A 26,358-nucleotide genomic window follows, 5' to 3' on the forward strand; every position below is an offset into this window, starting at 1 on the left:
CTGGTCGTGGCGTGCGCGGCCGCTCGGAGACCGCCCAGAGACCGCTCAGAGACCGCCGAAGCCGTGCTGCGCCTCGCCGCCTCCCGGCCCGAATCCGCCGGTCACGAGCCTACGCCGGACGGACCAAGGGGAGCGGCGGAACAGGGCCGTCATCACCGCCGCCGTCCGGGCGGGGTCGTGATCGGCCGCGAGGAACGCGGCCTGGTCGGCGGCGGGCAGCGAGAAGAACACCTCGAAGAACTCGGGCACCAGTTCGGGCGGGAACGACAGCAGCGCGCGCAGCCCCCGCCTGCGCAGGCCGTGCACGGCGACCGCGCGCGGTGGCCAGGAGATCGCCCACGCCGCCTTCGACGCCTTCGCCGGACCCGAGCTCAGGCCGGCGCTGAGCGCCCCCGCCAGCCACGGCGCCTGCCGCAGCGCGGCGGCCACGCTGAACCCGCTGGCCGGGTGCACCAGGCCACCGGAGGCGCCGAACGACACCGCCCGGCCCGGCATCGGCACCGGGTCGTCCACCGGGAACCGCACCCGTTCCTCGACGGCACCGTCGGGCACCTCGATCCCGGCCGCGGCGAGCCGCCCGTGCAGGCGGCGGCGCAGCAGCGCCAGCGGCAGCGACGGCCGCCGCGCCAGCGAGGTCTCCTCCAGCAGCACCGCGTCGCCGCCGAGCGGCACGCAGTACAGGAACGTGGGCCAGCCGCCGCGCGTGTCGGGCGCGGCCCGCCAGTCCATGAACATCCCGGAACCCTCCGGGCACAGCGGTTCCGCCGTGGCGGAGTCGAGCACCACGCCCACCGCCGACTGCTGCGCCGCGGTCCGCGCCGGGCGTCCGCCGGAGAGGACCCGCGCCGCCCCGGAGGCGTCCACGACGAGGGCAGCGGCGAGCCGCCTGCCGTCCTTGAGATGCACCGTCGACCCGGTCGGCCCGTGCTCGGCGCCCACCACGCGGCCGGTCACGTCGTGCACGTCCGGCCGCCACAGGTGCTTCCACAGCGCGGTGTTGTCCAGCACCCCGTACGACCGGTCCAGCTCGTGGCGCGTGGTGCCGAACGCCAGCATCGATCCGGTCACCGCCGCCAGCGCCTCGCGCGGCACCGCGGCGGGCAGCTCGTCGATCCAGGAACCGTAGGTGTTCCCCCAGCCGCGCCGCGGCGCCGGATCCACCACGGTCGTGTCCAACCCGGTGTCGGCGCAGGCCGCGGCCACCGCCCGGCCGGCGGGCCCCGCCCCCACGATGAGCACGTCCACCACGGTGGCATCAGATCACGTCCGGTGCGGGTGCCGCCGTCCGGCCGGTCGCGGTTAACGTCCTCGTATGCGAACCGATCCGCCGGTCGAGCGAACGTCCCGCCGCAGCGATGCGACCCGATCCGGGCCGCCGGCGTCCGACCTGGCGGGGAGCCCGTTCCGCGCCGATCGGGACCGCGTGTCGAGCTCCGCGTTCTTCGCCCGCCTCGGCGGCGTCACGCAGGTCGTGACGCCCAGCGGCTCCGGGATGCTGCTGCACAACCGGCTCACGCACAGCTTGAAGGTGGCGCAGGTGGCGCGGGCCATCGGCGAGCGGCTGCGCGCGGTGCCGGAGTCGCTGGCGGTGCTGGAGGAGCTCGGCGGCTGCGACCTGGACGTGGTCGAGGCCGCCGGGCTGGGCCACGACCTGGGGCATCCGCCGTTCGGGCACCTCGGGGAGACGGTGCTGGACCGGATCGCGCGCCAGGACTTCGGCCTCGTCGACGGGTTCGAGGGCAACGCGCAGTCGTTCCGGATCGTCAGCTCGATCGACGTGCGCGGCGACCCGAACGGCGGCGACGGCCTGGACCTCACGGCCGCGGTGCGCGCCGCGCTCCTCAAGTACCCGTGGACCCGGCGGCACCGCCCGTCCCCGCACCCGCGCGACCTGGATACCCCGCCCCGGGGCGCGTCCGAACCGGACGAGGCACCGGGCACCGGCTCGGCGAAGTTCTCCTGCTACGTCACCGAGCTGGAGGACATGCGGGACTGCCGATCGGTGTTCCGCGGCCGCATCGAGAGCTGGCAGCAGACCGTCGAAGCCTCGGTGATGGACACCGCCGACGACATCGCCTACGCGATCCACGACCTGGAGGACTTCCACCGGGTCGGCATCCTGCAGCACACCACCGTGTCCCACGAGCTCACCGAATGGCTGGGCAACCGGGCGGAACTGGTGGAGCTGGCCGACGCGGAACTCGCCGAGACCGAGCACCGGCCCGGCCGGTCGCTGGAGCGGCTGCGGCGCAGGCTGCACGCGAAGGACTCCTGGATCGCCTCGGACGCGGCGTTCACCGACGCCGTGCAGCGGGTCCTCGACGAACTGGTCACCAAGCTGCTGCGGGTGCCGTTCGACCGGTCCAAGCAGGCCGAGCAGGCGGTCGCGGCGTTCTCCGGCGAGTGGACGCGACGGCTCGTGGCGGGCGTGCGGGTGGAGCGGACGCCGACGGTGCGCTCCGGGCACGTCTCGCTGGTGCCGGAGCAGTGGCACGAGGTGCAGGTGCTCAAGTTCGTGCACCGCCGGTTCGTGCTGCAGCGCCCCGACCTGGCGCTGCACCAGCGCGGCCAGGACCGGTTGCTGACGAAGCTGGTGACCGCGCTCGACTCGTGGCTGATCGACCGCAGCGAGGCGGCGCGGCTGCCGCACCGGCTGCGCGACCTGTTCGACCGGGCGCGCGCCGAATTCGACGGCCTGCGCAAGACCGATCCGGTCGCGCTGTCCGTCGGCGGCCACCAGCTCGGGCCCGCCGACCTGGAGCGGTGGGCCCGCGGCCGCGCGGTGATCGACTTCGTGGCCTCCCTCACCGACGACCAGGCGGCCTCCCTGCTGGAAGCCCTCTCCGGCAGAACCACCCGTCTCTTCTCGGAGATCTCGATCTGAGGATCTCCACTCCTGTGGCGAGGCGGGGCGGGTGGCGGAACCTCAGCTGCTCCCTCGCTGCGGGATCGATTTCACCGGTGGCTCCGCCACAGGAGAAATCGCTGTCCTCGCGAGGAAGCAGCTGAGAACCCCCGGCGGTGCCGGTTGATCGGGTGGTCTCCGCTCAGCGGCTTCGCCGTGACGGGATGAAGCGCGTGGCGGGGTTTCAGCTGGTCGGCGGGGCTTCTTCGAGGGTTCGGCGGTAGGTCTCGGTGAGCAGGTAGCCGGAGCCGAGCGAGATGAGGCAGACCGCGATCACGTACCCGGCGATGGCCATCGACGAGCCGGTCCAGCCGTACAGCGCGGCGCAGATCATCGGTGCCAGCCCGCCGCCGAAGATCGCCGCCAGCTGGTAGGCGAGCGACGCACCGCTGTAGCGGAACCGGGTGCTGAACAGCTCGGCGAAGTAGGCCGACTGCGGCCCGTACACGGCGGTCCGGCACACCTGCACGACCATCCCGCCCAGCAGGAACAGCGCGATCGACCCGCTGTCGACGAGCAGGAAGTACGGCACCGCGAACACCGCCAGCCCCGCCATGCCCGCCATCGACATGCCGCGCCGCCCGATGCGGTCGGACAGCAGCCCGAACGCCAGCATCAGCGGGATGTCGACGAAGCTGAGCAGCGCGTTCGCCCCGAGGATCGTGGTGCGCTCGTAGCCCAGCGCGGTCGTCGCGTACGCCACGATCCAGGTGGTGCCCACGTAGAAGGTGGCGTTGGTGGCGAGGAACGACCCGGCGGCCAGCGCCACGATCCGCGGGTGCTCGCGCAGCACGTCGAGCACCGGTGCCCGGGTCCGCGGCCGTTCGCGCGCGGCGTGCTGGAACACGGGGCTCTCGCTGATCCGCAGCCGGATGAGCAGGCCGACGCCGATCAGCACCCCGCTGCACAGGAACGGCACCCGCCAGCCCCAGGCGAGGAACGCGGCCTCGTCGAGTCCGGCGGACAGCGCGGAGAACGCGAGGTTGCCCAGCAGCAGCCCGGCGGGCACCCCGATCTGCGGCCAGCTGCCGTAGAACCCGCGCCGGTGCGCCGGCGCGTGCTCCACCGCCATCAGCGCGGCCCCGCCCCATTCGCCGCCGACGCCGATGCCCTGCGCGAACCGCAGCACCACCAGCAGCAGCGGGGCGCCGACGCCGATGGTCCCGTAGGTCGGCAGCACCCCGATCAGCACGGTCGCCACGCCCATCAGCAGCAGCGAGGCGACGAGCACCGGTTTCCGCCCGCGCCGGTCGCCGTAGTGCGCGAACAGCACCCCGCCCAGCGGCCGCGCGATGAAGCCGACGGCGAAGGTGGCGAACGCGGCGACGGTGCCGAGCAGCGGTTCGAAGGCGGGGAAGAACAGCCGGTTGAACACGAGCGCGGCCGCGGTGCCGTAGATGAAGAAGTCGAACCATTCGATGGTGGTGCCGATCAGCCCGGCGAACGCGACCCGCCGGGCGCTGGAAGGGGGAGTGGTCATCTCGGCACGCCTTCCGCTCGAGGTGGTCCAGATCATCCGCACCGGGTCGGTGCACGTCAACGGGCCTGCCGATCGCCGCAGCCGGGTGCGGTCGGGCGGAGTGCGGTGCTGCGCCGAACGCCGTCGCGCCGGTGCGCCCGCGCGTGCTGGGATGGGGACATGCGCAGCAGGGAACTCGCCGGGGGCGGCCGGGCCGTGGCGGTGCCGCCGGAGCGGCTGGCGGGCTGGTTCGAACGCTTCGCGGTCCGGCACGGCGGGGCGGAACGCACCGAGCTCACCGCGCGCGAGGTGCTGGTCACCGCCGCCGACGGCGCCACCGCCCAGGTCGAGGTGGCGTTCGCCGACCTCCCCGAACCGCTCGGCGAACGAGCCGGTCTGGCGGTGGAACCGCTGGTGGAGCACGCGCGCACGCCCCGGCGGATCGGGCTGGTGCTGGTGCGCCTCGGCGCGCACAGCGTCGGCATCGCCCGCGCGGGCGCCGTCGAGGTCTCGCACACGGACCGGCACCTGGTGCACGGCCGGAACAAGGCGGGCGGCCAGTCCCAGCAGCGCTTCGCCCGCCGCCGCGAAGGCCAGGCCCGGCGTTCGCTGGAGTCGGCCGCCGCCGACGTCGCCCGGGTGCTGCTGCCGGAGCGGAACCGGCTGGACGCGCTGGTGCTCGGCGGTGATCGCCGGGCGCTGGACGCGCTGCGCGCCGAACCCCGGCTGCGGGAGTTCCTGGCCACCGCCGAACCACGGGTGCTCGACGTCCCGGAGCCGCGGCGTTCGATCCTCGACGACGCGGCCGAGCGCGCCACCGCCGTCGAGGTCCACGTCCGCGAGCCGTGACCGCCCGGTCGCGTCCCGTCGCCGCTGCGCGGAGTGCGCGCCGAGGCCGCGGGACCGGCCGCTACACTGGGCACGTGGTGAGCAAGCGCGCGACGAACAGGTGCGCGGCGGAGCTCCGCCTGCGGGGGCCGCGCACGACGGTCTCCGCCGATTAGCCGCGGTGCCCTCGGCCCGTCGAACCCGGTGACCGGACCGGCCTGCGGCGGGCGTCCCCGTGATCTCGCTCGACCACTACGTCTTCGGAGTTTTCCTTGATCTCTGCCTCGGGCCTAGAACTGCGCGCGGGTTCGCGCATCCTGCTCTCCGGCGCCACGTTGCGCGTCCAGCCGGGTGACCGCATCGGCCTGGTCGGCCGCAACGGCGCGGGCAAGACGACGACGCTGCGGGTGCTCGCCGGCGAGGGCGAGCCCTACGCCGGGGATCTCACCCGGCGCGGCGAACTCGGCTACCTGCCGCAGGACCCCCGCGAAGGCGACCTGTCGGTCACCGCGAAGGACCGGGTGCTCTCCGCCCGCGGCCTCGACCAGCTGCTGCGCGACATGGAGAAGGCGCAGACCGCGATGGCCGAGCTCGCCGACGACCGGCAGCGGGACAAGGCGATCAACCGCTACGGCAAGCTGGAGGAGCGCTTCGGCGCGCGCGGCGGCTACGCGGCCGAGAGCGAGGCCGGGCGGATCTGCTCGAACCTCGGGCTGGCGGACCGCATCCTGTCCCAGCCGCTGCGCACCCTCTCCGGTGGTCAGCGCAGGCGCGTCGAGCTGGCCCGCATCCTGTTCGCCGCCTCCGAGTCGGGGCCCGGTGGCCGCTCGGCGACGACGCTGCTGCTGGACGAGCCGACGAACCACCTCGACGCGGACTCGATCAACTGGCTGCGCGAGTTCCTCCGCGCCCACGACGGCGGGCTCGTGGTCATCAGCCACGATGTGGACCTGCTGGCCGACGTGGTGAACAAGGTCTGGTTCCTCGACGCGGTCCGCGGCGAGGCCGACGTCTACAACATGGACTGGAAGCGCTACCAGGAGGCGCGCGCCGCCGACGAGAAGCGCCGCCGCCGCGAGCGCGCCAACGCCGAGAAGAAGGCCTCCGCGCTGATGGCGCAGGCCGACAAGATGCGCGCCAAGGCCACCAAGGCCGTCGCCGCGCAGAACATGGCCCGCCGCGCGGAGAAGCTCGTCAACGACCTGGAAGACGAGAAGGTCGACGACAAGGTCGCCAAGATCCGCTTCCCGGACCCGGCGCCGTGCGGGCGGACCCCGCTCACCGCGAGCGGGCTGTCGAAGTCCTACGGCTCGCTGGAGATCTTCAGCGGCGTCGACCTGGCGGTGGACCGCGGCGCGAAGGTCGTCGTCCTCGGCCTCAACGGTGCGGGCAAGACCACGCTGCTGCGGCTGCTCGGTGGCATGGAAGAGCCCGACGCGGGCGGTATGGAACCCGGCCACGGCCTGCGCGTCGGTTACTACGCGCAGGAGCACGAGACCCTCGACCACGACGCGAGCGTGTGGGCGAACATCCGCAGCGCCGCCCCGGACACCCCGGAGCAGCAGCTGCGCACCCTGCTCGGCGCGTTCCTGTTCCGCGGCGAACAGCTGGAGCAGCCCGCGGGCACCCTCTCCGGTGGCGAGAAGACGCGACTGGCGCTGGCGGGCCTCGTTTCCAGCGCGGCGAACGTGCTCCTGCTCGACGAACCGACGAACAACCTGGACCCCGCGAGTCGCGAACAGGTCCTCGACGCACTGCGCAGTTTCACCGGAGCGGTGGTCCTGGTCACGCACGATCCAGGAGCGGTGGAAGCACTCGAGCCGGAACGGGTGATCCTGTTGCCCGACGGGACCGAGGACCACTGGTCGGCTGATTACTTGGAGCTAGTGCAACTCGCCTGACGAGTGGTTTTTCCCACCACGATCTTTCCGTAACGCGTCACGGTCCGCTGCGACGACCGGTCGCCGCTCGCGACGAGCGGCGACCGACCCCGGACAGTGATCACGCTCTGAACAGCGAAAACGTCGTGGGATGGCGATCCTCACCGCCGGATGTCGCGAGTTGGCTAGACCGAACGGTCGAGCGCATTCCGGTGATCGCAGCCTATCGATCTCAACCGTTGGGCGATCTTTTTGCATGATCGCCTGGCGTTTACGGCCGTCCTGTTCGATCATTGCGACGACAGGGGTCGCGAGCGGCCCGACCTGTTCGGAGGGAAGGCGGGGACACTGTGGCTGACCTGAAGAAGGGTGCGCGAATTACAGGGAGCGCCCGGGACAAGCTTGCCAGTGACCTGAAGAAGAAATACGAGAAGGGTGCGAGCATTCGCGCTCTCGCCGAGGCGACCGGCCGTTCCTACGGGTTCGTGCACCGAGTCCTCAGCGAGTCCGGGGTGCAGCTGCGCGGACGTGGGGGTGCGACGCGGACCAAGAAGAAGTGACCCTGCGGGCATGATCGGTTCGATGCGGTCCGTTTTCGACAGGCGGGTAACGTCTTGCGCGGTTCCTGTCCGGTCAACGCAGAACTGATGGAGGCCCGCTTGGAGCAGTCGAGGATGGACGCCGACCTTCTGGACCGTGGCGGTGTGGGGCTCACGGTCCAGGGGCGGCGCGCCACCATCACACTTGATCGCCCGGACAAGTTGAACGCGCAGACGCCCGCCACCTGGGCGGCATTGCGCGAGATCGGCCAGTCGCTCGACCCGGAGGTCCGGGTCGTCGTGGTGCGCGGGCGGGGGCGCGCGTTCTCCGCAGGGCTGGACCGGCGGTTGTTCGGGGCCGACGAGGTGGACGGCGAGCCCGGCCTGGTCTCGCTGGGGCAGCGCCCCACCGAAGAGGCCGACGCGGCGATCGCCACGTTCCAACAGGGATTCAGCTGGCTGCGGGAGCCCGACCGGGTGACCATCGCGGCCGTGCACGGGCACGCCATCGGCGCGGGCTTCCAGCTCGCCCTGGCCTGCGACCTGCGAGTGCTGACCGAAGACGCTTCGCTGCGGATGGCCGAGACCGGACTGGGGCTGGTCCCGGACCTCGGCGGGACCTTGCCACTGGTGCGCGCGGTGGGTTATGCGCGCGCCGTGGAGATCTGCGTGAGCGGCCGGGACGTTCCGGCCGCGGAAGCGCTGCGGATCGGACTGGCCAATTCGGTCGTCGCCGCCGAGGAACTCGATTCGGAGCTGGACCGGCTGGTGGAGGCGCTGAGCACGCCGCCGGAAGGCGCGGTCCGCGAAACGCTGGCGCTGCTGGCCCAGGCCGACGAGGCCGTGGACCCGGAGCAGCAGCTGGCGGCGGAGCGGGCGGCGCAGATCCGCCGCATCTCCGGCATGCTCGGCTCCGGCTGAGCGTTCTCGAACCCGGCGTTCGCCCGAATCCCGGCGCTTTCCGCGCGGGGATTGTTCTCGTGGGGACTTCCGAACCGGGGCCGGTTCCGCATCGTGCGGGACCGGCCCCGGTTCGCTTTCCGGGATCAGACCAGTCCGGGGACCCGGGCGCCGTAGTGCTGCAGGTTCGCCTTGTTCGCCTCGTCGCCGCCGACGGTGTTGGCGCTGCGCCACACCGGCAGCGGCACCTCCGCCCGCTGCGCGGCGTCGTGCAGCTCCACCAGCAGCATGTTCCACAGGTAGGCGTTGGACAGCGAGGAGAGCGGCGCGGTCACCGGCTCCGCCACCGGGTAGCTGGCGTCGCCGCCCGGCACCAGCGTGTCCAGCACGATCCCGGCCTGGGCCGCGAGGGTCGTGCCCGCGCGCAGCGGGGCGTCGGCGGAGGCCAGCGGCGAGGTGATCGCGATGACCACCGACCCCGCTTCCGCCGCGGCGGTCGCCAGCTCCACCGGGTACGGGTTCACCCCGGAGTTGGAGAACACGACGAGCGCGTCCAGCCCGCCGCGGAACCCGGCCTCGGTGAGGACCTCGCGGGCGAGACCGCTGGTGCGCTCGGTGTTGGTGGAGGCCACCGCGCCGTGCAGCGGCAGCAGGTCGGGGTGGTACAGCGGGCGCACCGCGGCGAGACCGCCCGCGCGGTAGAACGACTCCATCACTCCGGCGAGGGAGTGACCGGCGCCCGCGGTGAACACGAGGCCGTCCGCGCGCACGCAGTCGAGCAGTGCCTCGGCCGCCCCGCGCAGCGCCGCCGCGTTGTGCTCGCCGATGGCGCGCAGGTGCGCGAGGGTCGGTTCCGCGTGGTGCGGTCCGGTCACGGCCGGTGTCGGTGCCGGTGCTGGCTCGGCGGTCGAGGTGGCCTCGGGGTGGCCGGTGCCGGGATTGTCGGGCATGCGCGGACTCCTGGGTGTGAACTGCGGAACTCTGCCGGTCTATACCAATGGTGCGGGTGCTGGCAACCGAGGTGCGGCCCGCGGGCGGCGCCGTGTTGATCGCGGTGCGATGATCACTCTCGCGCTACACTGGTTACTCTGCGGTGTCGGTCGTGGACGGGCGCCGCGCACGACCGAGTCGACGCAAGATCAACAGGGGTTGCATGCCGCAGCGTAGGAATCGTCGGGTCCAGCTCGCCGACGCCGCGATCGAGGTGCTGGCGCGGGACGGGGGCCGCGGCCTGACCCATCGGGCCGTGGACCGCGAAGCGGGCTTCCCCGAGGGCACCACCAAGAACTACCACCCGAACCGGGACGCCCTGTACGTGGCGATCGCGCGGCGGATGGCGGACCAGCAGACCGCGGCGATGCGGGTGCTGCGGGAGACCATGCCGGACGGCGTGTCCGCCGACGACGTGCGGGCGCTGTACCTGGCGATGCTGCGCCGGATGGCGGGTTCGGCCCGCTCGCAGTTCCTGGCGCTGTTCGAGCTCCAGCTGGAAGGCGTGCGGAATCCGCAGGTGCGCTCGGCGCTCGGCGAGATGACCTTGGCCGGCGTCGACTCGGCCGTCACCCTGCACGCCGCCGTGGGCGAGCCGATCTCCGCGCGCGGCGGCGGGCTGCTGGAGGCCGGGATGATGGGCGTGGCGATGTCGATGCTGAGCCTGCCGGACGACGTGGTCGGCCGGATCGGGTTCGGCGACCCCGACGAGCTGGGGCGCTCGCTGCTGGGGATGGCGGTGGACGCGGAGCCCGCGGACGGGCTCCTCCGCGGCCGGGCGAGCTGACCGCCGGGCAAGTTCCGAGACCGTGCGCGGGCCGCCCGCCCCCTCGTGGGGCAGGCGGCCCGCTGCGTTCGCGCAGGGCGCCGAACTGGGGTTTCACCGCGGGCGTACGCGCTGCGGAGTGACAAGATCACGACAGGTAGTCTTCGTTCTCCCGGTACCGCTGTCCGCGGGCGCCGAGCGGGTTGGCATCATGGCTCGCGGCGTGTCCGTGCGAGACCAGCAGAATCGACTCCCGTGGGGTGCAACGAAGGCATGTCGAATCCGCCTCTGCAAGACGGCCCGGTCGAACCCTTGGCGGTGGTGTTCGCCCGCCTCTCCGACGTTCCGCTGGACCAGGTGGACAAGCTGATCGAGGCCACCAACGCCGTCTACGGCGAGCTCAACAAGATCCACGGCCACCCGTACTGGGGCGAGCTGGTGCTGCACCAGGGCTCCGCGATCAAGGCCCTCCGGGAGGCGCGGGAGTGCCTGGACGCGCTGCGCTCCGAAGCGGTGGGCGCGCGCAACAGCGAACTCGGCGTCACCGTCGCCACCGCCGTCGTCGACGGCGAGCGCCACTACGCCACGTCCGGCGACGACAAGGCCGCCCTGGTGGAGAAGGTGCTGCGGCCGCCGACAGCGGGCCGGGCCGCGCACCTGTACGTGTGGGACCGGCCGTACGAGAGCGACGAGATCGCCGGGCCGTACCAGCAGCTGCGGATCGTCACCGACGTGGACGCCGAGGTCGGGGTGCTCAACTACACCGAGGAGTCCGAGGATGGCGACCTCACCTCGTGGCACACCTGCAACCCGGTGCCGCTGCCCGACGCGCCGAAGCTGCGGTTCGACGCGGGCAGCGCGCTGCTGTTCCCGAAGGACTCGGTGCTGCCGTTCCGCGACCTGCGCGCCGGGCTGCTCGGCTACGTCGTCGACGGCGCCCGGCCGGACGCGGTGCAATGGCAGCAGGCCCGCTGGGGCGACAGCTGATCGTGCAGCTGGGCGCGGGCCGATCCGGTGGCGCGTAACGGTTGAGTACACACTCCGTGACCTGGGGCGCGGCACGGCTCGTGAAGCATTGACTAACCGCACCCGGGGATGGTTCTTTCTCCTCACTTCTGGAGAAGGGTGGGGTGCATCGTGGGGCGGAGACTGCTCGTCGCGCTGCTCGTCCTGGGCGGGCTGCTGGTGCCGAACGCGGCCATCGCGGCGCCCGCGGGACAGGGAGAGGCGCGGCTGCGGGTCGCCGTGCCGCAGCAGATCGACTCGCTCAACCCGTTCCTCGGGTACTCGCTGGCCGCCACCGAGCTGTTCCGGCTGATCTACCCGACGCTGACGACCTACAGCCCCGAGGACTTCTCGGTCACCCCGGAGCTCGCGGAGAGCTGGGAGACCTCCCCGGACCGGTTGACCTGGACCTTCCGCATCCGGGACGGCGTGCGGTGGACCGACGGGCAGCCGGTCACCGCCCGCGACGCCGCCTACACCTACGACCGGATGATGCGGGACCCGGCGGCGGCCACCGCGAACGGCAACTTCGTGGAGAACTTCGCCTCGGTCGCCGCGCCCGACGAACGCACCCTGGTGATCCGCACCAAGACCCCGCAGGCCACGATGCTCGCCATCGACGCGCCGATCGTGCCCGAGCACGTGTGGTCCGGGATCCGGGACGTCGCCGGGTTCGCCAACGATCGGATGCCGCTGGTCGGGTCCGGCCCGTTCGTGCTCACCGAGTACGAACCGGAGCAGTACGCGACGCTGCGCGCGAACCGGGAGTTCTGGCGCGGGCCGCCGAAGGTCTCCGAGCTGCAGTTCGTGCAGTTCAAGAACACCGACGCCTCGGTGCAGGCCCTGCGCAAGGGCGATGTGGACGTCGCGCCGAAGCTGACCCCCGCCCAGTTCGACGCGCTCGCGGACGAACCGGGCATCACCCAGGTCAAGGGCCAGGGCAGGCGCTTCTTCGAGATGCTGATCAACCCGGGAGCGGCCGACAGCACGGGCACCCCCATCGGTAGCGGCGACCCGGCGCTGCGCGACGTGCGGGTGCGCCGGGCCATCGACCACGCCGTCGACAAGGAGGCGCTGGTCGAGCGGGTGCTCAACGGGTACGGGCAGGTCGGCGGCGGCTACCTCCCGCCGATCTTCGAGGACTACCACTGGAACCCGCCGCGCCCGCGCGAGTTCGACCTGGCCGAGGCGAACCGGCTGCTCGACGAGGCCGGCTACCGGCGCGGACCCGACGGCACCCGCCGCAGCCCGCAGGGGAAGCCGCTGGACCTGCGGTTCATGCTGCACGCCAGCGCCTCCGCCGACGCGCAGGTCGGGGAGTTCGTGAAGCGGTGGCTCGCCGACGTCGGCATCCCCGTGCAGCTGGAACCGGTCTCGGACAACCAGGTCAACGACCGCACCACGGCCGGGGACTTCGACCTGGCGATCTCCGGCTGGTCGGCGAACCCGGACCCGGACTACGTGCTGCGGCTGCAGACCTGCGCCTCCCGGCCCACCCCGGAGGGCGGCGGCACGCCCGACTCGTTCCTGTGCGACCCGGTCTACGACGACCTCTACGCGGAGCAGCTCGGCGAGTTCGACCCGGCGAAGCGGATCGAGCTGGTCAAGCAGGCTCAGGAGCGGTTCTACGGGCAGGCGGCCTCCTCGGTGCTGTACTACCAGAACTCGCTGGAGGCCTACCGCTCCGACCGGTTCAGCGGGTTCGCCCTGCAGCCCGCTGACGGCGGCGTGATCACCGGGCAGCAGGGCTACTGGGGCTACTACGGGGCGCAGCCCACCGCGGCCGCCATGACCTCGCGGGCCGCCGACGACCGCACCACCCTGCTGGTGCTGGCCGGCGTGGTGGTCGTCGCGGGCGCGGTGATCCTGCTGGTGGCGCGGCACCGGCGGGCCACCGTCGACGAACGGGAGTGAGGCATGGCCGACTTGACGGTCGAAGCCGGCGACCAGGCGGCCCGGGGCCGCACCGGCGGTGGCTGGCCGGGATACCTGGCGCGCAAGCTCGGGGGCGGGCTGGTGAGCGTGTTCCTGGTGGCGGTGCTCGGGTTCTTCCTGTTCCGGGTGTTGCCCGGCGACCCGGTGCGCACCATGACGCGCGGCGCGCCCGTCTCCGCCGAGCAGCTCGAACAGCTGCGGCAGCGGCTCGGGCTCGACCAGCCGCTGTGGAAGCAGTTCGTCGACTTCCTCGGTGCGCTGGTGCGCGGTGACCTCGGCACCTCCTACACCTACAGCAGGCCGGTGGCGGAGCTGATCGCCGAGCGGTTCTGGCCGACGGTGCTGCTGGTGGGCACCGCGACCGTGCTGGCCGTCGCGCTCGGGCTGTGGATGGGCACCCGGGCGGCGTGGCGGCACGGCAGCGCGTTCGACAAGGCCTCCACCTCCATCGCGCTGACCCTGTGGTCGGTGCCGACGTTCTGGCTCGGGCTGATCCTGCTCATGGTGTTCGGCGTCGGGGTGGGGCCCATCCCGGGGCTGTTCCCCGTCGGCGGCATGGTCTCGCCGGACACGCCGCCGGTGCTGATCTCGCAGGTGCTGGACGTGGCGCGGCACCTGGTGCTGCCCGCGCTGACCATGGTCGCGGTGATCTACGCGCAGTACCTGATGGTGATGCGCTCCTCGCTGCTGGAGGAGATGGGCGCCGACTACCTCACCACCGCGCGCGCGAAGGGCCTGCGCGAAGACCTGGTGCGGCGCAGGCACGCGGTCCCGAACGCGCTGCTGCCCACCGTGACGTTGATCTTCCTGCACCTCGGGCTGGTCGTCGGCGGCGCGATCACGGTGGAGACGGTGTACTCGTGGCCCGGGCTGGGCCTGCTGACCTTCGAAGCGCTGCGCGTGCCCGACCTGCCGCTGCTGCAGGGCACTTTCATCGTGCTGGCCGGGAGCGTGATCGTGATGAACGTGGTGGCGGACCTGCTCTACCGGGTCCTGGACCCGCGGGTGCGTGCGGCATGACGGCCGCCGAACCGGTCATCCCGCCGGAACGGGACGCGGCCCGGCTGGTGCGCGCGCGCAGGCGGGCGGCCGCGGGCGAGTCGTGGCGGGTGTTCCGCGCCGACCGCGGCGGGCTCGTCGGGCTGGTGCTGCTGGTGCTCATCGCGGCGCTGGCGCTGCTGGCACCGCTGCTCACCGACCAGACCGGGCTGGACGTCACGAAGGTGACCGAGGAGGCGCTGCAGCCGCCGAGCGGGTCGGCCTGGCTGGGCACCGACGAGTCCGGGCGCTCGGTGCTGCTGCTGACCTGGTGGGGCGCTCGGGTGTCGCTGCTGGTGGGGCTGGCCGCCGCCGTGCTGTCGGTGGTGATCGGGACCGTGGTGGGCGTGCTCGCCGCGCACTTCGGCGGCTGGACCGACGCGCTGCTGATGCGGTTCACCGACTTCTTCCTGGTGCTGCCTGCGCTGGTGCTGGCGATCGCGTTGTCCACGGTGCTCTCCCGGGGGCTCGGCACGATCGTGCTGGCGATCGGGGTGACCTCCTGGCCCACCACCGCGCGGCTGGTGCGGGCGCAGACCCTCACCGTGGAGGCCCGGCCCTACATCGAGCGCGCCCAGGTGCTCGGCGGCGGGAACCGGCACGTCATCGGCAGGCACGTGCTGCCCGCGGTGCTGCCGCTGGTGTTCGCGAACACCACGCTGTCGGTGGCCAGCGCGATCATCATGGAGTCCACCCTGTCGTTCCTCGGCCTCGGCGACCCGAGCCGGGTCTCCTGGGGCTCGATGCTCAAGTCCGCGATGGACACCGGGGCCGTCACCGGCGGGGCCTGGTGGTACCTGCTGCCGCCCGGTGTGGGGATCGTGCTGGTGGTGCTGAGCTTCACGCTGTGCGGCCGGGCGATGGAAGCGGTGTTCAACCCGAGGTTGCGGGGGAATCGATGAGCCCGATCCTGACGCTGCGCGGCACGTCGATCTCCTACCGGGGCGCCGACGGCCTGGTGCCCGCGGTGCACGACGTGGACCTGAGCCTGGAACCCGGCGACACCCTCGGCCTCGCCGGGGAATCCGGGTGCGGCAAGACGACGCTGGCGATGTCGGTGCTGCGGTTGCTGCCGCGCTCGGCGGTGCTCGACGGGGAAGTGCTGCTGGACGGGGAGGACGTGCGCGGCCTGTCCTTCGGCCGGATGCGCGCGGCCCGCTGGTCCACCGCCTCCGTGGTGTTCCAGGGCGCGATGCACGCGTTGAACCCGGTGCGCACCGTCGGCGCGCAGATCGCCGAACCGATGCGACTGCACGGCACCGCCACCGGTGATCTGCGCGGGCGGGTGGCGGAACTGCTGGAATCGGTGGAGCTGCCCGCCGACCGCGCCGACGCCTACCCGCACGAGCTCTCCGGCGGGCAGAAGCAGCGCGTGATGATCGCGATGGCGCTCGCCTGCGACCCACGCTTGATCATCGCCGACGAGCCGACGACCGCGCTGGACGTGGTGGTGCAGGCCCAGGTGCTGGCCTTGCTGGGCAGGCTCGTCGCCGAGCGCGGCATCGCGCTGCTCATGATCAGCCACGACCTGTCGGTGCTGGCGGCGAGCTGCGCGCGGATCGCGGTGATGCACGAGGGCCGCATCGTCGAGCACGGGCCGTCGAAGCAGGTGATGGGCGCGCCGCAGCACGAGCACAGCCGGGCGCTGGCCGACGCGTTCCCGACCGTCGGCGACCCGCGGTTCCGGCTCGTCGAACCGGCCCGGCCCGCCGGGCGGCCGCTGCTGGCCGCCGAAGGCGTGGTGGTGGAGTTCCCGGCGCGCTCGGGGGCGGCGGTGCGCGCGGTGCGCGGCGTCGACCTGGAGGTCGGCGAGGACGAGGTCGTCGCGCTCGTCGGGCAGTCCGGCTCGGGCAAGACGACGCTGGCCCGCACCCTGCTCGGCCTGCAACGGCCCACCGCGGGCCGGGCGCTGTTCGACGGGAGTCCGCTGCCCACCGACAGCACCGGTCTGCGCGACTACCGGCGGCGGGTGCAGCTGGTGCTGCAGGACCCGACCGGGGCGTTGAACCCGCGGCACACCGTCTACGAGGCCGTGGCCGAGGGACTGCGCATCCACGGCGACGTCGTCGACGAGGCCGCGAAGGTCACCGCGGCGCTGGAGGCTGCCGAACTCCGGCCCGCGTCGACGTTCCTGTCCCGCTTCCCGCACGAGCTCTCCGGCGGGCAGCGGCAGCGCGTGGTGATCGCCGGGGCGCTGGTGCTGGCACCGCAGGTGCTGGTCGCGGACGAGCCGGTGGCCTCGCTGGACGCGACGGTGCGCGGGGAGATCTTGGCGCTGCTGCTGCGGTTGCGCGTCGAACGCGGACTGTCCACATTGGTCATCACGCACGATCTGGGGCTGGCGTGGAACATCGCGGACCGGGTCGCGGTGATGTACCGGGGCGAGATCGTGGAGGTCGGCACCGTGGAACAGGTCCTGCTCGACCCGCGGCACGACTACACGAAGACCCTGCTGGCGGCGGTCCCCGCCCTGGACCGCCGTCCCGGGTGATCGGCTACCGGCGGACTCCGGGTCAGGTCCAGGCGTCGACGACGGCCGGGTGGCCGGGGCGGTCGACGCGGATCACGTGGTCGGCGAGGCGTTCCGGGGCGACCTCGGCGTGGTAGCGGTCGAAGGCGGGCAGCGTCCAGCGCTCGGATTCGGGCGTGTGGCGCGCCAGCGAGGCACCCGGCAGCCACAGGTGCACCGCGCGGTCGAACGGCAGGCCCGCGCCCAGCAGCAGCGGGCCGTCCACCAGGGCCACGCCGCGTTCCGGCAGCCGCACCCGGTCGAGCCTGGGGGACCGGTCGGTCGCGGCGTCCCACAGCGCGGGCAGCACCTCCCCGGTCCCGTCCTCGGCGAGCGGGTCGAGCACTTCGCGGCGGAGTCCGGCGAGGTCGAACCAGCTCTCGTAGAACGAGTCCGGATCGTCCCGGCCGTGCTCGAACCGCAGCGAAGCCGGCCGCACGTACCCGGCCATCCGCACCCGCACCACCTCGCGGCCGCGCACCCGCAGCGGTTCCACCAGCCCGTCGGCGAAGTCCGCGGTGCCCGCCGCGGCGGCCCCGTCGACCGCGATCCGCGGCCACCGGCAGCGCATGGCGTCGACGGCGTCGGCGAGTTCGCCCGCCAGCTTCTCCGGAGTGATCGCCCGAACCCGCATCCCGCCGTTCTACCCGACGGTCACCGCAGCGCGGGTTGCAGGACGCTCAGCCGCTGCGCCGCGGTGTCGAGTTCGGCGGCCACCCCCAGCGGAACGGTGCGCTGCGCCGCGCAGTGCCCGAAGCCGAGCTCCCACAGCACCGGGACACCGAGATCGCCGAGCAGGTCGCGCAGCACCGCCCGCACCTCGTCCACCGGCCCGCACCCGGTCCACGAGCCCAGCGCGATGCCGCTGGCCCGGTCGAACCACCCGGCGCGCAGCAGCTGGGTCAGCGCCCGGTCCAGCCGGTACGGGTCCTCGTCGACGTCCTCCAGCAGCGCGATGCCGCGCACCGGGGGCGGCGCGGCGTCCGGGGCGCCGAGCCCGGCGGCGAGCAGCGACAGGTTGCCGCCGTAGGTGATGCCGCGCGCCCGCCCCGGCACCAGCGCCTCCGCGCCGCCGCGGGTCAGGATCGTCACCGATTCCGGGGTGAACAGGGTGCGCCGCAGGTGTTCGCGGGCCGGGGCGTCGTCGACGAACGCGCCGGTGCCGATCATCGGCCCGAACACGGTGGCGACGCCGAGCCGCGCGCCGAACGCGTCGTGCAGCGCGGTCACGTCGCTGGACCCGGCGAAGACCTTGTGCCCGGCCGCGGCCATCGCCGTCCAGTCCAGGTGGTCGAGGACCCGCATGCAGCCGTAACCGCCGCGGGCGCACAGCACGCCGTCGATCTCCGGATCGCACCAGGCCCGCTGCAGGTCCGCGGCCCGGTCCGCGTCGGCGCCCGCCAGGTAGCGCAGCCGGGGGTGGCGTTCGCGCACGTGTTTGCCGGGCACGACCCGCAGGTCCCAGTCGCGCAGCAGCTCCAACCCGGCGTCGAGCTGGTCGGCGGGCACCGGGCCCGCCGGGGCGACCACGGCGACCGTGTCGCCCGCCCGCAGCCGCGTCGGCCGGTGTCGTTCACGGGTGCTCATGGCATGACTCCGTCCGGAGGGCCGGATCGTGGGTGGCCAGAGCGTAGCGGGCCGCCGGTGATCGGGACCGCAGCCCGCGGCGGTGTGTTCGCGTTCGGCGAACAGCACGAGCGGGTCGGGTGAACCCCCCGCACCGGAGGGGCGCAGGTGCCCGCGTGGTGCCGACGGTGCTGCTGAGGGACCGTGCCGGGCCGAACAGGGGACGGCTTCGCGGCCCGCGGGCCGGGTGGCCTACTGTCGAAGGTGCCATGGCTCGTGTCATCCACGTCTTCCGCCAGCCCGACCGGTTCGTCGCAGGGACCGTCGGGGAACCCGGCGAGCGCACCTTCTACCTCCAGGCGTCCGAGGACGTCCGGACGGTCAGCGTGCAGCTCGAGAAGCAGCAGGTCTCGGTGCTGGCCGAACGGATCGGCGCGCTGCTGGAGGAGGTGCAGCGCCGCTTCGACGCGGAACTGCCCGCCGCGCCGCCGGACGATTCGCTCGACACCGACCCGCTCGCGGTCCCGGTGGAGGAGGAGTTCCGCGTCGGCACCATGGGCCTCGGCTGGGACGCCGAGACCGAGGCCGTCGTCGTCGAACTGCTCGCGGTCACCGAGGAGGAGATCGACGAGTCGGTGGTGCTCGACGACACCGAGGAAGGTCCGGACGCGGTCCGCGTGTTCCTCAGCCCCGCCGACGCCCGCGCGTTCGCCGAGCGCGCCGAACGGGTCCTCAACGCGGGCCGCAAGCCGTGCCCGCTGTGCGGGGAACCGCTGGACTCGGAGGGGCACATCTGCCCGCGGCAGAACGGGTACCGCCGCTCCGAGGAGGACTAACCGACCGTGCACCCCGATGATCCGGCCGTTCGCGAGGTCCTGGCACACGGCCGCATCGAGGTCGAGGGCAGGCTCGTCGAAGCCTCGAACGCCACGCTCTTCTGCTCCGTCGAGCACGAGGGCGTCGCGGCGGAGTGCGTGTACAAGCCGGTGCGCGGGGAACGGCCGCTGTGGGACTTCCCGGACGGCACCCTCGCCGGGCGCGAGGTCGGCTCGTTCCTGGTGGCCGAGGCGCTGGGCTGGAACCTGATCCCGCCGACGCTGCTGCGCGACGGGCCGTTCGGCCCGGGCATGGTGCAGCTGTGGGTGGACACCGAGGAGGACTCCGACCTGGTGGACCTGGTGCCGCCGTCGGAGGTGCCCGCGGGCTGGCGCGCGGTGCTGCGCGCCCAGGACCACCGCGGTGACCCGGTGCTGCTGGTGCATTCGGCGCACGAGGAGCTGCGCAGGCTCGCCGTGCTCGACATCGTGATCAACAACGCGGACCGCAAGGGCGGGCACGTGCTGCACTCGCCGCGCGGCGAGGTGTTCGGCGTGGACCACGGCGTGAGCCTGAACGCGGAGAACAAGCTGCGCACGGTGCTGTGGGGCTGGATCGGGGAGCGGCTTCCCGCGGACGCGGTGGAGGCGCTGAGCCGGTTCCGCGCCCTGCTGGAGGGCGATGTCGCGCCCCGGCTGGCCGAGCACATCACCCCGAAGGAGGTGCAGGCGCTCGTCAACCGGGTCGACGCCCTGCTCACCGCCGACGAGTTCCCGGCCCCCTCCGGCGACTGGCCCGCCATCCCCTGGCCAGCGTTCTGACCGAGCCGAACGCCCCAGAGCTTCTCCGTAGTCCTCTTGTCAGCGGCGCAGCCGCTGAGCGGCGACCACGCACGCACCCGGCACCGCCGCGGGTTCTCAGCGGGATTCTCGCGAGGACAGCTTTTTCCCTCGTGGCGGAGCCACTTGGGAAAAAGATCCCGCAGCGAGAATCCCGCTGAGGTTCCGCCACCCGCCCCCGAAGCAGAACGAGCCGACTCCTCAGTCCACCAGGGCCTGGTAGACGAGTTGGTGGAGCTGGGAGCGGATGGGGTGGGTGCCGGACGGGATGAGCTGGGTGAAGAACTGCACCGTCAGCTCTTCCGCCGGGTCCACCCAGAACGCGGTGCTGGCGAGGCCGCCCCAGGACAGCTCGCCGGGCGTGGAGATCACGTGCGAGGCGACGGGGTCCTCCACGACGGCGAAGCCGAGCCCGAACCCCTTGCCCGCGTTGGCGACCTCGGAGAAGGACCCGTTGGCGATCTGGTCCAGGTGCGCGCCGCCGGGCAGGTGGTTGCGGCCCATGTAGCGCACCGTCCGGTCGCTGAGCAGCCGCACTCCGTCCAGCGCTCCGCCGCCGAGCAGCATGCCGGTGAACCGGTGGTAGTCGTGGGCGGTGGACACCAGTCCGCCGCCGCCGGACAGCGCGCGCGGTGCGGCGTCGGCGGGCGGGTTCTTCGGCACGGTGGCCTTGCCCGCGGAGTCGGCGAGGTACAGGGCGGCGAGCCGGTCCTTGTCCTGCGCGGGCACCGCGAACCCGGTGTCGGTCATGCCGAGCGGTTCGAAGATGCGGGTGCGGAAGAACTCGTCGAGCCCCATGCCGGAGGCGACTTCGACGACGCGGCCGAGCACGTCGGTGGACACCCCGTAGTTCCACGCGGTGCCGGGTTCGAACAGCAGCGGCATCGCCGCGTAGTCGTCGCACACGCCGGCCAGGTCCTGGTCGGGGGTGCCGAATTCGTAGCCGGTGCGCCGGTAGATCTCGTCTACGGGGTTGAGCCGGTTGAAGCCGTAGGTGAGCCCGGAGGTGTGGGTGAGCAGGTGCCAGATCCGCACCGGTTCGGTCGCGGGCCGGGTCTGCGGGGCGCGCGCGGGCCCGCCGGTGTAGACGCGCTGCTCGGCGAAGGAGGGGATGAACGCGCCGACCGGGTCGGTGAGCTCGAAGGCGCCCTCTTCGTAGAGCATCATCGCCGCGACCGAGGTGATCGGCTTCGTCATCGAGTAGATCCGGAAGATCGTGTCGTCCTCGACGGGCGCGCCGGTGGTGATGTCCCGCTGCCCGTGCGAGCTGAAGTGCGCGACGACGCCGCGCCGGGCGATGAGCAGCTGCCAGCCGGGGAGCCTGCCGTCGGCGACGTACTCCGCGAAGTGGCGGTCGATGCGCCGGAGGCGCTCGGGGTCGAAACCCGCCTGGACGGGATCGGTCTGCAGCTGCACTTGATCATTCTCCTTCGCCGGGGCCGTCACCTTTCTACTCGCCGGTACCGACGGCGTGCCAGCGTGTTCCCCGGCACGTCGTCGCGCTGCGCGATCGCGTTGTCACCGGTCGCCAACGGTCCGGGTGCGCCACGCGCGGGGGCGCGGGCGGTTTCCGCGCGGGTTCCCGGCGGACGGCGGGCCGCTGATCACCGGAATCGCCGTCGGCGGCGGAATCCCGTTGGCACGGCGGCGTTTCTCCTGGCGAGACCTGTTCGCGGCGGCCGGGCCGAGCGAGTAGCGTCGAACGGGTGACGAATTCTCGGACCCCACCCCCCGGGCTGCCCGGCACGGCGGGGGAGCTGCGTGCCAGCGGACACCTGCCGTACAGCGTGAAGACCGAGGTGCGCCGCAACCTGCTGACCGCGCTGCGCTCGGGGAATCCGCTGTGGCACGGCATCGTCGGTTTCGAGCGCACCGTGCTGCCGCAGCTGGAGCGCGCGCTGATCGCGGGCCACGACGTGGTGCTGCTGGGCGAGCGCGGGCAGGGCAAGACGCGGCTGCTGCGCGGGCTGACGGCGCTGCTGGACGAGTGGACGCCGGTGATCCCCGGCTCCGAACTGGACGAGCACCCGCTGGAGCCGATCACCCCGGGCTCGATCCGCCGCGCCGCCGAGGAGGGCGACGCGCTGCCCGTCGCGTGGCGGCACCGCGAGGACCGCTACGTGGAGAAGCTGGCGACCCCGGACACCGCGGTCGGCGACCTCATCGGTGACGTGGACCCGGTGAAGGTCGCGGAAGGACGGTCCCTCGGCGACCCGGAGACGATCCACTTCGGACTGGTACCGCGGGCGCACCGCGGCATCGTGACCATCAACGAGCTGCCGGACCTGGCCGAGCGGATCCAGGTGGCGCTGCTGAACGTGATGGAGGAGCGGGACGTGCAGGTCCGCGGCTACAGCCTGCGGCTGCCGCTGGACGTGCTGCTGGTGGCCACGGCGAACCCCGAGGACTACACCAACCGCGGCCGGATCATCACCCCGCTCAAGGACCGCTTCGGCGCGGAGATCCGCACCCACTACCCGGTGGAGCTGGACGACGAGATCTCGCTGATCCGGCAGGAAGCGCTGCTGGAGGCCGAGGTCGGCGACCACCTGCTGGAGGTGCTGGCCCGGTTCGTGGGGCACCTGCGGGAGTCCTCGGCGGTCGACCAGCGCTCCGGGGTGTCGGCGCGGTTCGCGATCGCGGCGGCCGAGACGGTGTCCGCGGCCGCGCTGCACCGGGCGGCGCTGACCGGGGAGGAACCGGCGGTGGCGCGACCGGTGGACCTGGACGCGGTTCCGGCCGTGCTGCGCGGCAAGCTGGAGTTCGAAGCGGGCGAGGAGGGCCGCGAGGACGAGATCCTCCGCTACCTGCTGCGCCGTTCGGTCGCCGACACGGCCCGCGGCCTGTTCGCCGGGCTGGACCTGAGTTCGCTGATCTCGGCCGTCACCGGCGGGCACCAGGTCGCCACCGGTGAGCGGGTGGCGGGCGCCGACGTGCTGCGGGCGTTGCCGGAACTGCCGGTGCTGCACCAGGTCGCCGAGCGGCTGGACGTGCGCGCCGGGGATCCGGTCGGGCGCATCGCGAGCGCGGTGGAGCTGGCGCTGGAAGCGCTGTACCTGGCGAAGAAGCTGGCCAAGGACACCGACGAGCAGCGGTCGGTGTACGGCTGATGCCGCGGTTCCGGTACGGCGCCTGGCACGGTGGTTCCGATCCGCTGGAACCGCCGGTGGACCTGCGGTCCGCGCTGGACCAGATCGGCCGGGACGTGATGGAGGGCGCGTCGCCGCGCTCCGCGCTGGAGGAGCTGCTGCGCACCGGGACCCGCGGCACCACGGGCCTCGACGAGCTGACCCGCCGGTTGTGGCAGCGCCGCAGCGAACTGCAGCGCAGGCACAACCTGGACGGCACGGTGCGGGAGGTGCGCAGGCTGCTGGACCGCGCCCTGGAGCAGGAGCGCGCCGCGCTGGCCGCCGAGGACGGCGAGGACGCGCGGTTCCGGGAGATGCAGCTGGGCGCGCTGCCGCCGGACGCGGGCGGTTCGGTGCGGGAGCTCGCCGAGTACGACTGGCGTTCGTCCGACGCGCGCGAGACGTTCGAGGAGATCCAGCGGATGCTGGGCGGCGAACTCCTGGAACAGCGCTTCCGCGGCATGAAGCAGGCGCTGCAGGACACCTCGCCGGAGGACGTGGAGCGGGTCCGCGCGATGCTCGACGACCTCTCCGAGCTGCTGGCCGCGCACGCCCGCGGCGACGCCGACGTGCCGGAGCGGTTCGAGCGCTTCATGGCCGAGCACGGCGAGTTCTTCCCGGAGAACCCGCGCGACGTGGACGAACTGGTCGACGCGCTGGCGGCGCGGTCCGCGGCGGCGCAGCGGATGTTGAACTCGATGAGCGAGCAGCAGCGCGCCGAACTCGCCGAGCTGTCCCGGCAGGCGTTCGGCGACCCGCGCATCGGCGAGGCGCTGAACCGGATGGACCAGCAGCTGCGCTCGCTGCGCCCCGGCGAGGACTGGTCCGGCCGCGGCCGGTTCCGCGGCGACCAGCCGATGGGCCTGGCGGAGGCCACCGAGGCGATGGCCGAACTGGGCGAGCTGGAGCAGCTGGCCGAGCAGCTCGGCCAGTCCTACCCGGGCGCGAGCCTGCAGGACATCGACTTGGAGGCGCTGGAGCGGCAGCTCGGCGAACGGGCCGTGGTGGACGCGCAGCGGCTCGCGGACATCGAGAAGCAGCTGCGCGGGCAGGGCCTGCTGCAGCGCGGACCGGACGGGAACCTGCGGCTGAGCCCGCGCGCGATGCGCAGGCTCGGCGAGACGGCCTTGCAGTCGGTGGTCTCGCAGCTCCGTTCCCGCAAGGGCGACCGCGACACGGACCGGGCGGGCGCGGCGGGGGAGCTCACCGGGACCACCCGGCCGTGGGCGTACGGGGACACCGAACCGTGGGATGCGGTCCGCACCGTGCGGAACTCGGTGCTGCGGCGCGCCGCGGCGGGCCCGTCGGCGCCCCGGCTGGACATCGAGGACCTGGAAGTCGCCGAGACCGAGCAGCGGTCCCGGGCGGCGGTGGCGCTGTGCGTGGACACCTCGTGGTCGATGGTGCAGGACGGCCGCTGGGTGCCGATGAAGCGCACCGCGCTGGCGCTGAACCACCTGGTCGCCACCCGGTTCCGCTCGGACGCCCTGCAGCTGGTCACCTTCGGCCGGTACGCGTCCGCAGTGGACGTGGGAGAACTGGCGGCGCTGGAGGGAACCTGGGAGCAGGGCACCAACCTGCACCACGCGCTGCTGCTGGCCGGCAGGCACCTGCGGCGGCACTCGGACGCGCAGCCGGTGGTCCTCGTCGTCACCGACGGCGAACCGACCGCGCACCTGGAACCCGACGGCGAAGCCGTGTTCCAGTACCCGCCGACTCCGCGCACCCTCGGCGTCACGCTGTCCGAAGTGGACTCGCTGCACCGGTTGGGCGCGACGCTCAGCGTGTTCATGCTCGGCGAGGACCCCCGCCTGGAGGCGTTCGTCGACGTGGTCGCCCGCCGCGGTGGTGGCCGGGTCGTCGCCCCCACCGCCGACGGGCTCGGCGCGGCGGTCGTCGGCGACTACCTCCGCACCAAGCGCCGGCGTTGACGGGCCCTCACAGGTACGAGCCGGTGAGCAGTTCGAGGTAGTGGCCCGACGGGTCCAGGAGGTAGACGCCGCGGCCGCCGTGGCCGGTGTTGATCTCACCGGGACGGGTGCGCTGCGGGTCCGCCCAGTGGTCCCGGTCGGCGATCCGCGCGCGGGCGCGGTCGAAGTGCGCGTCGTCCAGCCGGAAGGCGTAGTGCTGCGGCGGGAACTCCACCGGCGGGGTGGCGAACTGCAGCAGGACGCCGTCCGGGAGCCGGACGTTGACGAACGGGCCCCACGACGGGGCTTCGTCGGCCTCGAGCAGGTCCCGGTAGAACTCGGCCATCTCGGCCGGATCCGTCGAAGCGATGATCGTGTGGTCGAAGCGGGCTGCCACGGTCCTCCTCGGTCGGTGCGGGTGACGTCGAGTGCACTCGCCGACGAGGGGGCGCGCGGATCAGCCGCCGACCAGGTGGCCGTCCCGGGAGCGGCCGGTACCGGCCTGACTGGTCATCACGCGGTGATCGTACCGCTCGGCCACCGCGCCCGTCCGCGTTCTCGACCGGTCACCGGAGGCCGCGTGGTCAGGTCGCGAGGAGCTCGCGGGCGGTGGTGACCGCCTCGGTCAGGCTCTCGACGAGCGGAGCACCGGACCCGGCGAAGTGCTCGCGGGCGTGCAGCGCGCTGCGGCCCGAGTGGTAGACCACGCAGCGGGCGCCGACCGAGGCGGCCGCCGCCGCGTCGTCCACCGTGTCGCCGATGAACACCACCCGCGCCGGATCCGGATCGCCCAGCTCCCGCAGGTGGGCGCGGACGTGCGCGGCCTTGGTGTCGGCGAACTCGCCGCTGCGGCCCTGCACGTGCCGGAAGGAACCGGTGATCCCGGCCGCCCGCACCATCGGGACCAGCACCTCGTGCGGGCACATCGACAGCAACGACTGGGTGCCGCCGGACGCCGCCCACCCGGCGAGCGCGGCCTCCGCGTCCACGGCCAGTGCCAGGTCCGGCAGCGCCCGCGCGTAGTGCTCGTCGAACCCGCCGAGCAGCTCCGCCAGCTCGGCCGCCGCCAGCGGACCGTTCGCCAGCCGCTCGCAGAACGCCGAGATCGGCCGGGTGAACAGCCGCTGGTGGTCCTCGACCGTCACCACCAGGCCCGCGTCGGCGAACGCCGCGATGACCGCGCCGATCATCGCGTCCCCGTCGTCGAGCAACGTCCCGTTCCAGTCCCACACGATGTGGCCGCTCGGCATGGGCCCTCCCGTCGTCCCCGCGACTCTCGCGGACCGCGGTCGCCGGCGTCCAGCTCCGCTCAGGTGAACGGCCCGCGCCTCCCGGCCGGGCCGAT

At 73.0% G+C, this 26,358-nt stretch carries 23 protein-coding genes; 15 read left to right on the forward strand and 8 right to left on the reverse strand.

Annotation, left to right across the window (positions count from 1 at the left end; translation table 11 throughout):
• Positions 1 to 45: 45 nt before the first annotated feature.
• Positions 46 to 1,248, reverse strand: a complete 1,203-nt coding sequence (locus tag AC29IT_RS09685; RefSeq protein WP_488218474.1) for a lycopene cyclase family protein — start codon at positions 1,246 to 1,248, stop codon at positions 46 to 48.
• Positions 1,249 to 1,312: 64 nt separating this feature from the next.
• Here AC29IT_RS09685 and AC29IT_RS09690 point away from each other — a divergent pair, with 64 nt between their 5' ends.
• On the forward strand, positions 1,313 to 2,884 hold the full coding sequence (locus tag AC29IT_RS09690; RefSeq protein ID WP_488218475.1) for a deoxyguanosinetriphosphate triphosphohydrolase family protein: 1,572 nt from the start codon (positions 1,313 to 1,315) through the stop codon (positions 2,882 to 2,884).
• A 205-nt stretch (positions 2,885 to 3,089) separates the two neighbouring features.
• Here AC29IT_RS09690 and AC29IT_RS09695 read toward each other — a convergent pair whose 3' ends face one another.
• Complete coding sequence (locus AC29IT_RS09695) at positions 3,090 to 4,385, reverse strand: MFS transporter (RefSeq protein ID WP_488218476.1); 1,296 nt, start codon at positions 4,383 to 4,385, stop codon at positions 3,090 to 3,092.
• A gap of 159 nt (positions 4,386 to 4,544) precedes the next feature.
• Here AC29IT_RS09695 and AC29IT_RS09700 point away from each other — a divergent pair, with 159 nt between their 5' ends.
• The 4 genes from AC29IT_RS09700 (at position 4,545) to AC29IT_RS09715 (ending at position 8,532) form a co-directional block, all read left to right on the forward strand.
• The gene (locus AC29IT_RS09700; protein ID WP_358444865.1) at positions 4,545 to 5,213 is read left to right on the forward strand and encodes an acVLRF1 family peptidyl-tRNA hydrolase; all 669 of its coding nucleotides are present in this window, start codon (positions 4,545 to 4,547) and stop codon (positions 5,211 to 5,213) included.
• Positions 5,214 to 5,464: 251 nt separating this feature from the next.
• The gene (locus AC29IT_RS09705) at positions 5,465 to 7,093 is read left to right on the forward strand and encodes an ABC-F family ATP-binding cassette domain-containing protein (protein WP_358444863.1); all 1,629 of its coding nucleotides are present in this window, start codon (positions 5,465 to 5,467) and stop codon (positions 7,091 to 7,093) included.
• Positions 7,094 to 7,422: 329 nt separating this feature from the next.
• Positions 7,423 to 7,632, forward strand: a complete 210-nt coding sequence (locus AC29IT_RS09710; RefSeq protein ID WP_009942935.1) for a helix-turn-helix domain-containing protein — start codon at positions 7,423 to 7,425, stop codon at positions 7,630 to 7,632.
• 144 nt (positions 7,633 to 7,776) lie between these two features.
• Positions 7,777 to 8,532, forward strand: a complete 756-nt coding sequence (locus AC29IT_RS09715) for an enoyl-CoA hydratase/isomerase family protein (protein WP_488218477.1) — start codon at positions 7,777 to 7,779, stop codon at positions 8,530 to 8,532.
• A gap of 125 nt (positions 8,533 to 8,657) precedes the next feature.
• Here the strand turns inward: AC29IT_RS09715 and AC29IT_RS09720 are convergent, their stop codons facing one another.
• Complete coding sequence (locus AC29IT_RS09720) at positions 8,658 to 9,461, reverse strand: sugar isomerase domain-containing protein (protein ID WP_488218478.1); 804 nt, start codon at positions 9,459 to 9,461, stop codon at positions 8,658 to 8,660.
• A gap of 203 nt (positions 9,462 to 9,664) precedes the next feature.
• On the opposite strand from AC29IT_RS09720, the gene AC29IT_RS09725 reads away from it, so the two are divergent.
• The 6 genes from AC29IT_RS09725 (at position 9,665) to AC29IT_RS09750 (ending at position 16,736) form a co-directional block, all read left to right on the forward strand.
• A complete protein-coding gene (locus AC29IT_RS09725; protein ID WP_358444855.1) occupies positions 9,665 to 10,288 on the forward strand; it encodes a TetR/AcrR family transcriptional regulator in 624 nt (207 codons plus the stop codon).
• Positions 10,289 to 10,540: 252 nt separating this feature from the next.
• The gene (locus AC29IT_RS09730; protein WP_358446829.1) at positions 10,541 to 11,254 is read left to right on the forward strand and encodes an Imm1 family immunity protein; all 714 of its coding nucleotides are present in this window, start codon (positions 10,541 to 10,543) and stop codon (positions 11,252 to 11,254) included.
• A gap of 150 nt (positions 11,255 to 11,404) precedes the next feature.
• Positions 11,405 to 13,186 carry an ABC transporter substrate-binding protein gene (locus AC29IT_RS09735; RefSeq protein WP_488218479.1) on the forward strand — a complete coding sequence of 594 codons (1,782 nt, stop codon included), beginning with the start codon at positions 11,405 to 11,407 and terminating at the stop codon, positions 13,184 to 13,186.
• A gap of 3 nt (positions 13,187 to 13,189) precedes the next feature.
• A complete protein-coding gene (locus tag AC29IT_RS09740; protein WP_488218480.1) occupies positions 13,190 to 14,227 on the forward strand; it encodes an ABC transporter permease in 1,038 nt (345 codons plus the stop codon).
• Entirely contained in the window at positions 14,224 to 15,147 is a 924-nt protein-coding gene (locus AC29IT_RS09745) for an ABC transporter permease (protein ID WP_488218481.1), read from the forward strand. The genes AC29IT_RS09740 and AC29IT_RS09745 overlap by 4 nt, the downstream gene beginning before the upstream one ends.
• Positions 15,144 to 16,736 carry a dipeptide ABC transporter ATP-binding protein gene (locus AC29IT_RS09750; RefSeq protein WP_488218482.1) on the forward strand — a complete coding sequence of 531 codons (1,593 nt, stop codon included), beginning with the start codon at positions 15,144 to 15,146 and terminating at the stop codon, positions 16,734 to 16,736. The genes AC29IT_RS09745 and AC29IT_RS09750 overlap by 4 nt, the downstream gene beginning before the upstream one ends.
• 22 nt (positions 16,737 to 16,758) lie before the next feature.
• Here AC29IT_RS09750 and AC29IT_RS09755 read toward each other — a convergent pair whose 3' ends face one another.
• Together AC29IT_RS09755 and AC29IT_RS09760 are read right to left on the reverse strand one after the other, a co-directional pair.
• Positions 16,759 to 17,388, reverse strand: coding sequence for a nucleoside/nucleotide kinase family protein (locus AC29IT_RS09755; RefSeq protein ID WP_358446841.1), 630 nt, complete (start codon positions 17,386 to 17,388; stop codon positions 16,759 to 16,761).
• A 20-nt stretch (positions 17,389 to 17,408) separates the two neighbouring features.
• Positions 17,409 to 18,341, reverse strand: coding sequence for a S66 peptidase family protein (locus tag AC29IT_RS09760; RefSeq protein ID WP_358446844.1), 933 nt, complete (start codon positions 18,339 to 18,341; stop codon positions 17,409 to 17,411).
• A 248-nt stretch (positions 18,342 to 18,589) separates the two neighbouring features.
• Between AC29IT_RS09760 and AC29IT_RS09765 the strand changes: the two genes are divergently transcribed.
• Positions 18,590 to 19,156 (forward strand): DUF3090 domain-containing protein, encoded by a 567-nt coding sequence (locus tag AC29IT_RS09765; RefSeq protein WP_358446846.1) that lies wholly within the window; start codon positions 18,590 to 18,592, stop codon positions 19,154 to 19,156.
• A gap of 6 nt (positions 19,157 to 19,162) precedes the next feature.
• Positions 19,163 to 19,957 (forward strand): SCO1664 family protein, encoded by a 795-nt coding sequence (locus AC29IT_RS09770; RefSeq protein ID WP_358446849.1) that lies wholly within the window; start codon positions 19,163 to 19,165, stop codon positions 19,955 to 19,957.
• A 219-nt stretch (positions 19,958 to 20,176) separates the two neighbouring features.
• Here AC29IT_RS09770 and AC29IT_RS09775 read toward each other — a convergent pair whose 3' ends face one another.
• Entirely contained in the window at positions 20,177 to 21,391 is a 1,215-nt protein-coding gene (locus AC29IT_RS09775) for a serine hydrolase domain-containing protein (protein WP_358446921.1), read from the reverse strand.
• Between the two features lie 290 nt (positions 21,392 to 21,681).
• Here AC29IT_RS09775 and AC29IT_RS09780 point away from each other — a divergent pair, with 290 nt between their 5' ends.
• Together AC29IT_RS09780 and AC29IT_RS09785 are read left to right on the forward strand one after the other, a co-directional pair.
• Positions 21,682 to 23,085, forward strand: coding sequence for an ATP-binding protein (locus AC29IT_RS09780; RefSeq protein ID WP_358446918.1), 1,404 nt, complete (start codon positions 21,682 to 21,684; stop codon positions 23,083 to 23,085).
• Positions 23,085 to 25,034: a vWA domain-containing protein gene (locus AC29IT_RS09785; protein ID WP_488218483.1), complete on the forward strand. Its 1,950-nt coding sequence runs from the start codon at positions 23,085 to 23,087 to the stop codon at positions 25,032 to 25,034. Before AC29IT_RS09780 ends, AC29IT_RS09785 begins: the two co-directional genes overlap by 1 nt.
• Positions 25,035 to 25,041: 7 nt before the next feature.
• Here the strand turns inward: AC29IT_RS09785 and AC29IT_RS09790 are convergent, their stop codons facing one another.
• Both AC29IT_RS09790 and AC29IT_RS09795 read right to left on the reverse strand, forming a co-directional pair.
• Complete coding sequence (locus tag AC29IT_RS09790; RefSeq protein ID WP_488218484.1) at positions 25,042 to 25,410, reverse strand: VOC family protein; 369 nt, start codon at positions 25,408 to 25,410, stop codon at positions 25,042 to 25,044.
• A gap of 187 nt (positions 25,411 to 25,597) precedes the next feature.
• Entirely contained in the window at positions 25,598 to 26,263 is a 666-nt protein-coding gene (locus tag AC29IT_RS09795) for an HAD family hydrolase (protein WP_488218485.1), read from the reverse strand.
• Between the last annotated feature and the right edge of the window lie 95 nt (positions 26,264 to 26,358).

The sequence above is a fragment of the Saccharopolyspora sp. MMCC62 genome (assembly GCF_057736575.1).